This window comes from Rhodococcus sp. PBTS 1, from assembly GCF_001620025.1.
Lineage (GTDB): Bacteria > Actinomycetota > Actinomycetes > Mycobacteriales > Mycobacteriaceae > Rhodococcoides > Rhodococcoides kroppenstedtii.
The window spans coordinates 2,378,664-2,391,960 of record NZ_CP015219.1 but is presented as its reverse complement, the minus strand read 5'-3'; the positions used below and the strand labels follow the sequence as shown (position 1 = coordinate 2,391,960).

13 protein-coding genes and 2 other annotated features are annotated in these 13,297 nt (G+C 66.2%); of the genes, 5 read left to right on the top strand and 8 right to left on the bottom strand.

All coding sequences use genetic code 11. The annotated features are described in order from the left end of the window. Nucleotides 1–74 precede the first annotated feature (74 nt). The 3 genes from A3Q40_RS10735 to A3Q40_RS20815 all read right to left on the bottom strand — a co-directional run bounded on the left by A3Q40_RS10735 (nt 75) and on the right by A3Q40_RS20815 (nt 2,422). Nucleotides 75–1,336 (bottom strand): IS3 family transposase gene (locus tag A3Q40_RS10735; protein ID WP_157889537.1). Its coding sequence is split into 2 segments (ribosomal slippage): nt 75–1,042 and nt 1,042–1,336, totalling 1,263 coding nucleotides; the frame shifts between segments, so codons are not numbered across the junction. After that, nucleotides 921–1,052: a sequence feature (AL1L pseudoknot), on the bottom strand. Its footprint overlaps the gene before it by 132 nt. Before the next feature lie 21 nt (nt 1,337–1,357). Continuing rightward, nucleotides 1,358–1,828 (bottom strand): hypothetical protein, encoded by a 471-nt coding sequence (locus A3Q40_RS10725; RefSeq protein WP_068102130.1) that lies wholly within the window; start codon nt 1,826–1,828, stop codon nt 1,358–1,360. A 90-nt stretch (nt 1,829–1,918) separates the two neighbouring features. Beyond that, nucleotides 1,919–2,422 (bottom strand): hypothetical protein, encoded by a 504-nt coding sequence (locus tag A3Q40_RS20815; protein WP_235606268.1) that lies wholly within the window; start codon nt 2,420–2,422, stop codon nt 1,919–1,921. Between the two features lie 216 nt (nt 2,423–2,638). Between A3Q40_RS20815 and A3Q40_RS10715 the strand changes: the two genes are divergently transcribed. Next, on the top strand, nt 2,639–3,352 hold the full coding sequence (locus A3Q40_RS10715) for a hypothetical protein (protein ID WP_157889546.1): 714 nt from the start codon (nt 2,639–2,641) through the stop codon (nt 3,350–3,352). A 15-nt stretch (nt 3,353–3,367) separates the two neighbouring features. On the opposite strand, the gene A3Q40_RS10710 is transcribed toward A3Q40_RS10715, so the two are convergent. Continuing rightward, nucleotides 3,368–4,612 (bottom strand): IS256 family transposase, encoded by a 1,245-nt coding sequence (locus A3Q40_RS10710; protein WP_068102126.1) that lies wholly within the window; start codon nt 4,610–4,612, stop codon nt 3,368–3,370. Nucleotides 4,613–4,731: 119 nt separating this feature from the next. On the opposite strand from A3Q40_RS10710, the gene A3Q40_RS10705 reads away from it, so the two are divergent. After that, entirely contained in the window at nt 4,732–5,094 is a 363-nt protein-coding gene (locus A3Q40_RS10705; protein ID WP_068102124.1) for a hypothetical protein, read from the top strand. A gap of 340 nt (nt 5,095–5,434) precedes the next feature. Continuing rightward, complete coding sequence (locus A3Q40_RS20215) at nt 5,435–6,109, top strand: hypothetical protein (RefSeq protein WP_069972928.1); 675 nt, start codon at nt 5,435–5,437, stop codon at nt 6,107–6,109. 165 nt (nt 6,110–6,274) lie between these two features. Here A3Q40_RS20215 and A3Q40_RS20210 read toward each other — a convergent pair whose 3' ends face one another. The 3 genes from A3Q40_RS20210 to A3Q40_RS10690 all read right to left on the bottom strand — a co-directional run bounded on the left by A3Q40_RS20210 (nt 6,275) and on the right by A3Q40_RS10690 (nt 7,611). Beyond that, on the bottom strand, nt 6,275–6,436 hold the full coding sequence (locus A3Q40_RS20210) for a hypothetical protein (protein ID WP_157889545.1): 162 nt from the start codon (nt 6,434–6,436) through the stop codon (nt 6,275–6,277). A gap of 321 nt (nt 6,437–6,757) precedes the next feature. Next, a complete protein-coding gene (locus tag A3Q40_RS10695) occupies nt 6,758–7,150 on the bottom strand; it encodes a GlcG/HbpS family heme-binding protein (protein WP_371831137.1) in 393 nt (130 codons plus the stop codon). A gap of 149 nt (nt 7,151–7,299) precedes the next feature. Then, the gene (locus A3Q40_RS10690) at nt 7,300–7,611 is read right to left on the bottom strand and encodes a putative quinol monooxygenase (RefSeq protein ID WP_068102119.1); all 312 of its coding nucleotides are present in this window, start codon (nt 7,609–7,611) and stop codon (nt 7,300–7,302) included. A 107-nt stretch (nt 7,612–7,718) separates the two neighbouring features. On the opposite strand from A3Q40_RS10690, the gene A3Q40_RS10685 reads away from it, so the two are divergent. Then, complete coding sequence (locus A3Q40_RS10685) at nt 7,719–8,660, top strand: GlxA family transcriptional regulator (RefSeq protein ID WP_068102116.1); 942 nt, start codon at nt 7,719–7,721, stop codon at nt 8,658–8,660. Nucleotides 8,661–9,344: 684 nt separating this feature from the next. Beyond that, a protein-coding gene (locus A3Q40_RS10675) for an IS3 family transposase (RefSeq protein ID WP_157889537.1) occupies nt 9,345–10,606 on the top strand; the annotation gives its coding sequence in 2 pieces (ribosomal slippage) (nt 9,345–9,639 and nt 9,639–10,606; 1,263 coding nt in all). Next, nucleotides 9,629–9,760 (top strand) — a sequence feature (AL1L pseudoknot). (Overlaps the previous gene by 132 nt.) 552 nt (nt 10,607–11,158) lie before the next feature. Here A3Q40_RS10675 and A3Q40_RS10670 read toward each other — a convergent pair. Beyond that, the gene (locus tag A3Q40_RS10670; protein WP_068102115.1) at nt 11,159–12,811 is read right to left on the bottom strand and encodes a hypothetical protein; all 1,653 of its coding nucleotides are present in this window, start codon (nt 12,809–12,811) and stop codon (nt 11,159–11,161) included. Between the last annotated feature and the right edge of the window lie 486 nt (nt 12,812–13,297).

Sequence of the window (13,297 nt, the reverse complement as noted above, 5' to 3'; positions counted from 1 at the left end):
TGAGGGAAAACAGCGGTCGACGCCGCCGCGGCGCAAGTTACCTTGAACCGTCCTGGTCCTGATGGAGACTTCGTTCAGGCCACCTCGCGGTCGGAGGCGGCGGTGGAGCTGTTCTGACGGTAGTCGTTCTCGTACTCGATGGGCGAGGTGTAGCCGATCGAGGAGTGCACCCGGGTGGTGTTGAACCAGTGCACCCACGCCGCGGTCTCCCGCTCGACCTCCGCGCGCCCGGTCCACGACCGTTGGCGGTCGATCAGCTCCGACTTGTAGAGTCCGATCGTCGATTCCATCAATGCATTGTCGAGCGCGTCACCGACCGACCCGATAGATCCGGCGATGCCGGACTCGGCGAGAGCCTCGCTCAGGGCAATCGACGTATATTGCGACCCGGCGTCGCTGTGGAACACCAAACCCGTTGCTGTGAAAGCGAAGTCGGCCCGTCGGCGAGTGAACAACGCTTGCTCGAGGACACCGGTCACCAGCGGTGTCGCCTTGGTCGTCATCACCCGCCACCCCAGGATCCGGCGGGAGAACACATCCACGACGAAGGAGGTGTACACGAACCCTGCCAGCGTCCAGCAGTAGGTGAAATCAGCAACCCACCACTGATCCGGGCGGTCCGGCAGGGCCCATCGCCGGTCGATCAGGTCCGGATGCCGCGGCGCCCGGTCGTCGCGTTCGGTGGTGATCGTGCGCCGGCGGCCCCGCACCACTCCGACGGCTCCGCAGATACTCATAAGCCGGCCGACCTGATCACGGCCGACGTCGTGACCGGCACGTTTCATGGTGTGCCACATCTTGCGCACCCCGTATAGGCGCCGGTTCGCCACGAACATCGTGTGGACGGTGTTCGCGGCGTACGCCTCGACCAACGCGGCGGCGGAGACGGTGCCGCGCTTCTTGGCGGCGTAGTAGGTGGACGGGGCGATCTTCGTTCCGTGCTCGGTGAGCACGGAACAGATCGGGGCGACCCCGAATCGGTCGCGGTAGCCGTCGATGTAATCGACGATCACCGCAGTCGGCGGTCGACCTCCGCCGCCGCGAAAAACGCCGATGCTGTCTTGAGAATCTCGTTGGCCCTGCGCAATTCGGCATTCTCACGCTGCAACTTTTTCAGCTCGGCATCTCGATCGGATACCGTCGACGTCCCTTCGGGCAGATCGTCACGATCAATTCTGTCGATCCAATTGCGCAAAGTCTCGGGTTTGACATCGAGCAACGCACCGACGTGCTTGCGAGCCGCCAGCTTCGAATCACCGTGCTCGGCGACCCGTTCCCGATACATCCTCACCGCCCGCTGGCGGGTCTCCTCGTCGAACTTCCTCGGTGCTGCCATGACTGCATTCTCCTGGTGAGATCACAGTCTCCACCAGACCCAGGACGGTTCAAAGACGTACGCCCCGATACGGTCGCCGCTGGGTGCGGTGCAGTCCTCTGCGACCTCGGTCAGTGAGCTTCTCGACATCGCGAACCCGACGGTGAACGGCACCGACATGCCGGCCAGGACCACAGTCGCAGCCACGACGACGACGGCGATCGACGACAGTTTCCAGGCTCGGTACCGAACCCATCCCACAATCGTCAGAACGAGCCACACTGCACCGAGGATGACCAGTAGCCAGCCGGATGCGGCGAGTAGCCAAATCATGGCCGCTGGTGGGGTGAGCGAGTACAGCAGGACGGCGCAGGCTGCCGCAGCAACGGCGGTGATGACGACGACGACGGAGGCTTCCCACCACGACGGGGCGTCAGGACGCTGATCCGCAGGTGTCGGCGGGGCGGTCAGCGCGGCGTAGACGCGCTCGTGCGACAACGGCGACGTGCCCATCGACTCACCCTAACCGCGACGACCACGACACGAGTGCTGGTCGGCGACGCCGACCGACACGAGGAGTCGGATCTCCGCCCCTCGTCGTGCTCAACGGTCTCGTGGCGGGTCGGCCGCGACGATGTCGAGTTGGGTCTGGGCGACGAGTCGGAAGATCGTCGCCTCGTTTCCGCTGATGTAGGCCCACGTCGGGTCGACGTCCGATGCCACACACCAGGCATGGTCGGCCGGCCAGATGAACGCCGGCGGCGGCATGTCGGGAGTGGGCTGAGCGCACCACTGTCCGACGTCGCTCAGCGGGCCGGAGAACAGGTGGTAGGTGCGATTCGGAATGGCGACGACGGGTGGATTCGGCGTGATGGTCTCGTCGATTCCCGGCCACCCTTCCCACAGGCAGAAGTAGCAGAGTTGCGGCGTCGCGGTGTCCGAGGAGAGCAGGTCGCACAGTTCGGCGATGACGGGGCCGTCGCCCTGCTCGCCGAGGGGTCGCGGCGGAATCTCCGGCCTCGGGCGTCGCCGTCGTCGGGGATGTATCGCAAGCGGGCATGCGCGGGGAACAGGGTGTGGGGTCCGAAGGCGGCGAGCACGTCCCACGCAATCCCCGAGCGGGTGAGCCACACGGCTGGCGCGGGGTCTTCCAGAACTCGCAGAACCATTCCCGTAGTCAAGCACCACGAGAACACCTGCCGCACAGCAGACTGACAAACCGATCCTGTCGCCCCGACAGCACACAACGACTATGGAGGACACCATGACGCAGCGGATGCAAGTTCTCGCCGGAATGGCCGACGGGCCGAAAGGTCTGCACCTGTGACGCATTGGGTCGAGGTGCTGCTGAAGATCGTCGACGGCCCTCAACGGCCGGTGTCGGGTGTCGTGCGTGCAGTTCACGCGGACACCGGTCCGCGACATGTCTACGACGGGCACTACGGTGTCGCTCCGTCGTATGTGGGTTTCGGACTTGGCGGGGTCCGCCTGACCCGACTTGGCCGCAAGACACGCATGGAGCTGCTCGACGGGCAGCCGCTGTTCATTGCCGACGGCGAAAAGTGTTGGGTGTTTCAGGCTGGTCAGGACCATCCGATCGAGACCAATGAACTGAACACCCGGATACATGACCCTGGCCGGGATCTGATCGTGTCACGGCCGGTCGAGCATTGGGCGCGGCCGGGGCTCACCCGCCCCACGGGCCCTATCGAGGAGGTCGAGTTCATCGGGCGGCGAGCCTGGAGAGTGGGGTTGAAGACCGGAGCCACTGGTTCACCGATGGTGCTGACGATAGACACCGAGACTGGGGCGGTGCTGCGACAAGACAGCGACGAAGGTAGCGCGGCGTACATCGACTGCATCGTGTCGGAGGACGTGGCCGAATCGACTTTCGTGTGGACCGGCCCGGTGAGAAAGCCCCGAGACGTGTTCGCCGAAGAGCAGGCGCACTCGTTGGAACGATTGCAACGCGACATGCAGTGGTTTCGTGACAACGTGGTCAAGTCCCGTGAGGTGGTGTGCGACGTCGTCGCGTGATTCCTCGTTGTCGGGTTATGCGGTCAAAGCCGGTACCACCTCCTCGTCAGACTCAGTGACGTTCTGAGCGGTCCTATCGCTACGAGAGCGAGCGAGGACGTCGAGTCCGAGATAGCGTCGCCCTTCGATCCACTCGTCGTGCTGCTCGGCGAGCACGGCACCGACCAGCCGGATCAGCGCAGCCCGATCCGGGAAGATCCCGACGACGTCGGTTCTGCGGCGGATCTCCTTGTTCAGCCGCTCCTGCGGATTGTTGGACCAGATCTGCCGCCAGATCTGCTTCGGGAACGCAGTGAATGCCAGCAGATCCGCTCGCGCCCCGTCGAGATGCTCGGCCACCTTCGGCAGCTTCTCCTCCAAGGCGTCGATCACCCGGTTGTACTGCGCGTGAACCGAATCCGCATCCGGTTGGTCGTAAACGGAATGCAACAGCGTCTTCACCCACGGCCACGACGCTTTCGGTGTCACCGCCATCAGGTTGGTCGAATAGTGCGTCCGGCATCGCTGCCACGATGCGCCGGGCAGGGTCGCGCCGACCGCGGACACCAGGCCGGCGTGGGCGTCGGAGGTCACGAGTTGCACTCCGGACAGGCCTCGGGCGACGAGCCCGCGGAAAAAGCTCAGCCAGCCGGCGCCGTCCTCGGCGGAGGTGACATCGATACCGAGGATCTCGCGATAGCCGTCGGCATTGACGCCGACCGCGACCAGGGTGTGGACGTTGACGACCCGCCCGTTCTCCCGGACCTTGAGCACCAGCGCATCGGCGGCGACGAACGTGTAGGGACCGGCGTCGAGTTGCCGGTTGCGGAAGGCTTCGACCTGTTCGTCGAGTTCTTTCGCCATGACGCTGACCTGCGATTTCGACAACGACGTGATGCCGAGGGTGTCGACGAGTTTCTCCATTCGTCGGGTCGAGACCCCGAGTAGGTAGCACGTCGCGACCACGGTGGTCAGGGCCCTCTCGGCCCGCTTCCGGCGTTGCAGCAGCCAATCAGGGAAGTAGGAGCCTTGCCGCAGTTTGGGGATGGCGACGTCGAGAGTGCCGACACGGGTATCGAAGTCCCGGTGCCGGTACCCGTTGCGGGTATTGCTCCGCTCATCGGAGCGTTGGCCGTAGCCGGCGCCGCACAGTGCGTCGGCTTCGGCGCTCATCAGGGCGTCGAGGAACATCGCCAGCAGTTCGCGCAGCAGGTCAGGGCTGGCACCGGTGAGTCGGTCGTCGACAAGCTTGCGCAGGTCGATATCGTGGGCAGTGGTCATCGTGTGGTCCTGTCTCGAGTGACTTTGGTCGGTCTCTTCGAGAATCACGCGGTGGCCGTCTTTCGTTCGGTTACGACACGCCAGCAAGCTCATTCAGCTGTGGCTCGTACACCACTCTGATGGACGCAACCGACAACGTCAGCTCGGAACGTATCCAGGCACACGTTCTGGTCGACTTCACACCGACAGAGGTGCGCCGCGACCCCGAACACCCCGACAGCTTCGAGGCCGACTTCGAGAACGGTGCCGGCCGGTTGTGGCGGCGCGCACGATCTGACGACGACTGGATCCTCCCCGTGAACTGGACACGGCACTACCCGACTCCGATCCGAGCATGGTCGACGCAGGAGTCCGACTGGGCATGCGCTGTGAACCTCGGCCCAGACAGCCTGACGAATGCTACTTTGGCGCACCTGCAGACCATGCTTCATCCAGGCCGCGAGGTGGTCGGCACGCCACCGGTAAACCCGGAGGCCAGCTGATATCCACGTCATACGCGAGGTGGCGCTCGGTTACGGTCACCGACTCCGACGCGTTCGCGTAACTCCGCCGAGGCGCACTGGACGCTACGTGAGCTAGGGGTGGACCCTGCACCCTCCTGGCGGCGCCGAGCATGAGACGGCCTGTCGGTGGTGAATCCGCGGTCGTCGCCGAGGCGGCCCAACCTGTCGGCGATGGTCGAGGTCATTGCGAAGATGAACTGCTGCGCCCACGCCGGCGGCGCAGCTATCTGTGGGTGCGGGATCAAGGATGCGGGCACCAGGGCGCCGTTTCGACGCAAGTGCCCCAGCAACTCGCGGACCAGCCGGATAGGGTCTTTACGTGGCCGGGATCTTGCGTGACGGTGGTGCGAAGGTCGATGTCGCTGTAGTCACGGCCATTGTCGCCTGCGGGATCCTCGCGGCGGGTCTGACCCACCACTTGCAGTCCGACACGGTCGCGATCCCCGGATGTAGCGAGGTCATTCCGGAGGACGAGTTTGAACGGGTCAACTTCGCATTCAGTGGCAGCGGTTTTGCTGGCGGTGGTGACTTTGGTGCCGTCCCGAACCCCGACGCGACGCTACCTTGGGCGACTCCGGCCGGCGCCGAGGCCATGACATCAGCGCTGGCGTCGGCGTTACCACCGGGGACGGTGCGAACGACGAACAACTTCGGCTCGGACCTGCGCTTTCTGCCGCTAACCCTGACCGCATTCGGCAGCAACACGAGTGCGCAAGGGAGCATCTACTCGGACGGGCGGTCCGGATGGCTGACAGTCGAGGTCGCCTACACTGGCGGATCCGCCGGGCCGTGCTTCGCCGGCCAGGTCGACGAACGCATCTCTCGACCGGACGGAACCGTCCTCGATGTGCGACAACACGGTGACGTACGGCGCGTGACCGTTCACGCTCCCGGCGGGTTCCAGGTCGACGTCAACGCTGACGGCGTGCTGACGCTCGACCAAGTGATCGACATCGCGTCGACGCCTGCGTTTCGTGTCGCAGCCGCCAGGTGATCCCGCATCGTATCGACCACGATAATCATTACCGATAATTAATATATTGACATAACCGCAGTGCAGATGCTGTTCCGATACCCCGCACACAGTTCAGAGGTATCTGACCACCACTACTGCGGATCGATCTCGCCAGCCGTGCCACCGGCAAGTTCTGCTGCGGCCTCACGTGTCAAAAATGACGGTATACCGGGCGCCGCCGCCAAGCTCCCCCCATGCGCTGTCGACGTCACCGTTGACGAACGCGTTGATGAGATACTCCGCGTCGCGCCTCGAGTGGACGTGATCGCAGTTCACCGCGTCGTTGACGAACAGCTGCGCCGGCACACCTTCCGCACAGACCCATGAAACGTCTTCGACGACGACGGGACCGGCGAGGAGGAGGGCGCGGTGAGCTAAAGGAATGGAGCTTGCTCGGCTTCGACGCCGCCGCAAGCTCCGGTGAAACGGTCGGTACTGGTTCGGTTCTGGTGGTCGCGCGATTCGCTGGCCTCACGGCTCTGCCCGACACCGACGTCGCTCGATCTTGGCGTCCGGGACCTCGTCGACTGAGACGTTCTTACAACCGTGGTACACGAGAGCACGCATGGTGCGGCTCCTTCGGTGGGTGGGCTGCCGGCCGGGGGCCGCGTTCGGTGCGGGTCGGTCTCAGAAGGCGCTGGCGGCGGCTTCGGCGACGGCCTGGTCTTGGTCACCGGTTCCTCCGCTGACGCCGACGGCGCCGACGACCTGGCCGCCGCGCTCGAGCGGGATGCCACCGGCGAAGATCATCACCCGACCGTCGTTGGAGGCGTGGATGCCGTAGAACTGCTCACCGGGTTGGGCGAGGTCGCCGAGGTCTTTGGTGGCTGTGTCGAACGCGCGGGCCGTGAAGGCTTTGTTGATCGAGATGTCGATGCTGCCCAGCCACGCTCCGTCGATCCGTACGTGAGCGACGAGATTGCCGCCGGCATCGACGACGGCGATGTTACTGGGTTGACCCTGCGTGCTGGATTCAGCTTCTGCTGCCGCGATGACACGTTTGGCGTCGTCCAACGAGATTGTAGGAATAGATAGCGTCAATTGCTCCTTCGAATGTGGCGTGCGCTTTGTGGCTCGAGCCGCTCCAGAGCCGCCCGTCGGTTTGCCTGTTGAGTTTGTGACCGACAGCGCTCGTGTTGTGCTTCGCGTTGCGAACGTGAGTGGGCGGACTACGGGAGCTTGGACGCGAGGACGTCGGCCGGCAGGATCTCGGGTGCTGCGCCGAGGAGGTGCTGATTGGCCGTCAGGGCTGCGACGATGGCGCCGTTGGCGTGGGCGTCGCGAGCGGCCTCGTCGGGGAATGCATCGAAGATCCAGAAGGTGTCGGCGTGGGTCCTGACCGCGAACCAGACAATCGTTCCTACTTCTTCGTTGGCGAGTGCGACAGCGCCGGCGAGCAGATCGGCGAGCGCGTCGTGCTGTCCATCGGCCGCGACGATCTTGGCGACGAAGGCATACGGAAGTGATGCGGGTGTGGACATGACGGGTTCTCCTTGAAGTCGGGATTCTTCGTGGGACGAGTTCAGCGTATGACGAGCAAGGGCATGTGAGAAGTGGCGTATACGGCAGTATTGCTATTGTTTACGTCATGCGTATCGGACTGATCGCGATCGACGGCTGCTTCGGTTCGGCTATCGCGTCGATCATCGACATCGTGCGGGTGGCCGACGGAGCCCGCGGCGATGTCGACCCGCGGATCGACCCGATCGAACTCGCCATCCTCGGACCGAAACGGCGAGTGACCACGACGGCATCGATGACCCTGTCGGTGGAGCACCCGCTGTCGGAGTCCGCAGAGTTCGACGTGGTCGTCGTCCCTGCGCTTGGAACCCTCACGTCCGCCGCCACCAACGACGTCCTCCAGAGCCGAGATGCTCGTTCGGTCATCGCCTCGCTCGGGCGCCTCGACGAGGCGACCACCCGGATCGCCGCGGCGTGCACCGGCGTGTTCGCTGTCGCCGAGACCGGACGGATGCATCATCGGAGGGCGACGACCAGCTGGTTCCTGGGGCCGGAGTTCCTGAAGCGCTATCCGACCGTCGCCCTCGATCTCGACACCATGGTCGTGGTCGACGGGAACCTCGTCACCGCCGGCGCCGCGTTCGCCCACATCGACCTCGCGCTCTCACTCGTGCGATCGATCAGCCCCGACCTGGCCCAACATGTCGCCAAGCTCCTCATCATCGACGAGCGTCCGTCGCAGGCGGCCTTCGTCGCCTACGAACATCTCCGGCACGAGGACCCGATCGTCGTCGAGTTCGAACGCTTCGTGCGCGCCCGCCTGGACGAACCGTTCAACGTCGCCTTCGTCGCGCAGTCGCTCGGCACCAGCCGGCGCACCCTCGAACGACGAGTCCGTGCGGCGCTCAACCTCACTCCGCTCGGCTTCGTCCAACGGCTTCGCATCGAACGAGCTCGGCACCTCTCAGCAACCACGGACTTCACCTCCGCCGAGATCGCGCTACGGGTCGGCTACGCGAACGCCGAGACTCTGCGCTCCCTCCTGCGCCGGGAGCGACGCCGTTCCTGACCTATCGCCATACCTGTAGCCAGTGTCCTAGTGCTCGACTGGAACCACCTCTCAGCACGTCGCGTCGACGCCTCTGCGTCGCCCGTGGACGACCCACTCGACACGCCCGCAGCACAAGTCATGTGACGTGTCCCGGCTTCCCGGACGGTCGGGGTTGGGTGGCTGTGATGTCGCTGCGTTCTCGTCGAGGGGGTCAGCAGACTCGATCAGGGTCGATTGGGATGAGACGCGAAGGCGCTCAGGTCAGGGCGGCCGAAGCCGGCCGGCGGGGTAGCGTCGGTCACGTCGAGGTCTTTCGGATGGATGGCGTAGGAACCTCCATCGTCGGGAGACCTCGACGTCTATCTGCGGACCGACGCGCCCGGCCGACCTACACCCTCATCTGGGAAGAGCCGTCAATCCGTCGGTCGACGGGTGGAGGATCGCCGACACCGCATCCTTGCTGCTGGACGGCGTCCGTCACCGCGGGTTCGCCTCCATCGACCAGGCATTGCCGTCGGTGCCCCCCGACGAGGTGCCGTGCCGCGTCGACGAGACCGGCACCGTCGTCGTCGACGATCGGATGGGCAGCGGATACCAGCTCACCGATCCGCCGAGTTCTTTCGTCGAGCGCATTGCGAGCCAGGGCGGGTTGAACCGTCCTGGGTCTGGTGGAGACTGTGATCTCACCAGGAGAATGCAGTCATGGCAGCACCGAGGAAGTTCGACGAGGAGACCCGCCAGCGGGCGGTGAGGATGTATCGGGAACGGGTCGCCGAGCACGGTGATTCGAAGCTGGCGGCTCGCAAGCACGTCGGTGCGTTGCTCGATGTCAAACCCGAGACGTTGCGCAATTGGATCGACAGAATTGATCGTGACGATCTGCCCGAAGGGACGTCGACGGTATCCGATCGCGATGCCGAGCTGAAAAAGTTGCAGCGTGAGAATGCCGAATTGCGCAGGGCCAACGAGATTCTCAAGACAGCATCGGCGTTTTTCGCGGCGGCGGAGGTCGACCGCCGACTGCGGTGATCGTCGATTACATCGACGGCTACCGCGACCGATTCGGGGTCGCCCCGATCTGTTCCGTGCTCACCGAGCACGGAACGAAGATCGCCCCGTCCACCTACTACGCCGCCAAGAAGCGCGGCACCGTCTCCGCCGCCGCGTTGGTCGAGGCGTACGCCGCGAACACCGTCCACACGATGTTCGTGGCGAACCGGCGCCTATACGGGGTGCGCAAGATGTGGCACACCATGAAACGTGCCGGTCACGACGTCGGCCGTGATCAGGTCGGCCGGCTTATGAGTATCTGCGGAGCCGTCGGAGTGGTGCGGGGCCGCCGGCGCACGATCACCACCGAACGCGACGACCGGGCGCCGCGGCATCCGGACCTGATCGACCGGCGATGGGCCCTGCCGGACCGCCCGGATCAGTGGTGGGTTGCTGATTTCACCTACTGCTGGACGCTGGCAGGGTTCGTGTACACCTCCTTCGTCGTGGATGTGTTCTCCCGCCGGATCCTGGGGTGGCGGGTGATGACGACCAAGGCGACACCGCTGGTGACCGGTGTCCTCGAGCAAGCGTTGTTCACTCGCCGACGGGCCGACTTCGCTTTCACAGCAACGGGTTTGGTGTTCCACAGCGACGCCGGGTCGCAATATACGTCGATTGCCCTGAGCGAGGCTCTCGCCGAGTCCGGCATCGCCGGATCTATCGGGTCGGTCGGTGACGCGCTCGACAATGCATTGATGGAATCGACGATCGGACTCTACAAGTCGGAGCTGATCGACCGCCAACGGTCGTGGACCGGGCGCGCGGAGGTCGAGCGGGAGACCGCGGCGTGGGTGCACTGGTTCAACACCACCCGGGTGCACTCCTCGATCGGCTACACCTCGCCCATCGAGTACGAGAACGACTACCGTCAGAACAGCTCCACCGCCGCCTCCGACCGCGAGGTGGCCTGAACGAAGTCTCCATCAGGACCAGGACGGTTCAGGTTGCTGCTCGTCGTCTCGCACGCGGTCGCTGTGGACGGGGTACCCGGCGCCGGCCTTGTGCGGCTCGGTGAGCTGCTGTCGAATCCCGACAGCGTGGTGCAGGCATGGGTGCCCGCTCCACCCACGGACGGTGACGGCGAGGTCGTGGCGGAATCGGATCAGGCCAGGGGCGGCAAGACCGTGTCGCCCGGCGACCCGTCCACCGGGAAGGAGACGCTGCTTCGCCGCGTGAACTGGACCACGGTCGCGGCTTGCCTGATGCTCGTCGGTGCGGTGGCGGCGGCGGCGGTGGTTGTCGACTTCGGGGCTTGGTGGGTCGGTGACGTAGCGTCGGAGCGTGTCGCGGCGGTCGACGCGGTCCTGACCGCCGGGAAAGTGACAGTGATGCAGCGGCCACAGAGACGTCGGACGCGTCCGCTGCCATACGCCGGAAAGCTTCGGACAGTCGTATGGGCGGCGGCGAGGTCACCTCGTCACGGTAAACACTGCTCCCGACAGTCCAGCTGGTCTCGCAGGTCGCTACAGGCCCGGTCCGACGTCGCGGCTTCGGTCGGTGTCGAGGCCGGTCGTGCGGTCCCGCAGGTGTTGCTCGGCCTCCTGCTTGTGGGCGGTGGCGGTGCGCGCTCGCTCCTCGGCGGCCCGGTCGGCCGGCGACAGGGCGTTGCGGCGGTCGAGCTCGTCCCCGTAGGTCTGCCGGGTGCGTTCACTGCGCGCGGCGGCTGCGCCGCTGACGGGCGTGCGGGCGACGGCGGCCACGCGCAGACGGCGTTGCAGCTCGGCGGTGGGGATCTGTTCGACCGCGGCGCCCGTCGTGCGGTCGGCGCCGGCGGCCGCGGCGGCAGACCGGGCCCGCTCGGACCACAACGCGGTCTCCGCGGTCGCGGCGGCGAGACGGTCCTGGTCGACGGTGCGTCGACCGAACCGTCCCATCTCCGGTTCCCGTGCGGCACGTTCGCTCGCTCGAGCTGCCGCGAGTCGGGCCTGAGCCCGCTCGGCCCGTGCTCGCGTGTCGACGGCGGTCTGGACGGCCTTCGCCGCCGCCATGGTCTGCGCGATGTCCTCGCGCGCGGCGGCGACGGCCTTTCCTCCGAGTGCGGCGGTCTTGGCGGCGGCGGCGAGGCGGACGTCGCGGTCGAGGCCGGCCAGTCGCGTGCGGGTCTGCGCGGCGGCGGCGCCGAGTCGGTCGTCGTCCAGCGCGCGGATCGGGTTGCGTCGCATCTGCTCAGCAGCGGCGGCGACGTCGAGGTCCGCGTGCGCGGGGGTGCGCACCAATTCGGGTCGCTCACCGAGGGCGGACCGCGGTCCCGCGTCGACCGGATCGGCCGCAGGTGCGGTCGATTCGCAGCCGTCGGTCAGGCCGAGGTAGGTGCGCAGCTCGTCGGTGTAGGCGGTCAGATCCGGGTCGGTTCCGGTGACGGTCTCGGCGACGTCGGCGACGACCGCGCGGATCGCGTCTCGTTCGGCGTCGTCGAAGCGGGTCAGGTGCAGATCGAGGGTGTCGGGGTCGGCGCCCAGTGCGGTGTCGACGACACGGCGGGCGAGGTCGGCCCATTCTCGGTCGGTGAGGGCGGCCGCGACGCGCTCGGGAACGGCGCGGCGCACTGCGGTGAGGGCGTCGGCGTCGACGAGCGCGTGCATCGCGTTCCGATACGCCTGCTGCTGCGGGTGCGTGTAGTGCAGGTCCGTCGCCCACTGGGTGTCGGCGCCGCGGGGGTCGACGATGGCGGCGACGGTGTTCTCGGCGAACGCGCGTAGTTCGGAGTCGGCGCCGGGGTGCTCGGGCGGCAGCACCGGCAGCGTCGACCCGTTCTCGGGCACCTCGACGGTCTCGAGGCGGGCGAGGATCGCGACGGGAACGTTGCGGGCGGTGTGCAGGTCGGGGTCACCGAGCAGGTCGATAACCATGTTGCGGTCGACGCCGCGCGCGAGGACGTCGCGGACACCGGCAACGGCGGCGTCCCACCCCCGCTGCCCGGTCGCGGCGGTGTGGATGGCGGTCGGCAGCGTCACGGACAGCAGGTGCCGGGCGTGGGCGTCGCCGAGCTTGACCACGGCGGTGTCGTAGTTGTAGTCGCGGAACCGGTGCGGGTCCGACGCGCGGGCCAACCCGTCGCGTAGGTGCTCGGTGGCGGCGCGTTCTTCGCCGTCACGGGCGAGGATCGACTCGAACACTCCGCGGGCAGCTGATCTTGGCGCCGCGGGAGTTGATGGCGTGCAGGGCGTCTCGGTGCTGCTTCTCGACCTTTTACGCCGCATCCCCGGCCGAATACGGCCGGTAGATCAGGGTGAGGCGTTTGCGGGGCAGGTCGTCGTGCGGGGCGAGCAGCGGTTTGAGGACGGTGTCGGCGAACACCGACTCCCGGTGGTGCGGCCATCTCCCATACCACCGACGTCGTGCCGTCGTGCCGGTAGTGACCCCACTCGGTGCGGGCCCGGCCGGGTCCGGCGTCCTTCCACGTCACCCCGTGCGGTTGTTCGGCGATGTCGAGTTCCTCGAAGTCGTTTCCGTCGACGCCCAACCGATGACGGCGGCGGAGATCGTGGCCACCGCACACCGCTCCTACAACCCGTCGACGGGCCACCTTGACGTTCGAACGGCGGACGGCTTTACTGGAGATCGTTCGAAAACATGTTCGAATTCTCGGTCTTCCCCCGAGT

Excerpts from the sequence above, each read along its gene's own strand:
- A3Q40_RS10725 (WP_068102130.1), bottom strand. The coding sequence starts at position 1,828 with ATGGGCACGTCGCCGTTGTCGCACGAGCGCGTCTACGCCGCGCTGACC.
- A3Q40_RS10690 (WP_068102119.1), bottom strand. The coding sequence starts at position 7,611 with ATGTCCACACCCGCATCACTTCCGTATGCCTTCGTCGCCAAGATCGTC.
- A3Q40_RS10705 (WP_068102124.1), top strand. The coding sequence starts at position 4,732 with ATGGACGCAACCGACAACGTCAGCTCGGAACGTATCCAGGCACACGTT.
- A3Q40_RS10685 (WP_068102116.1), top strand. The coding sequence starts at position 7,719 with ATGCGTATCGGACTGATCGCGATCGACGGCTGCTTCGGTTCGGCTATC.
- A3Q40_RS10710 (WP_068102126.1), bottom strand. The coding sequence starts at position 4,612 with ATGACCACTGCCCACGATATCGACCTGCGCAAGCTTGTCGACGACCGA.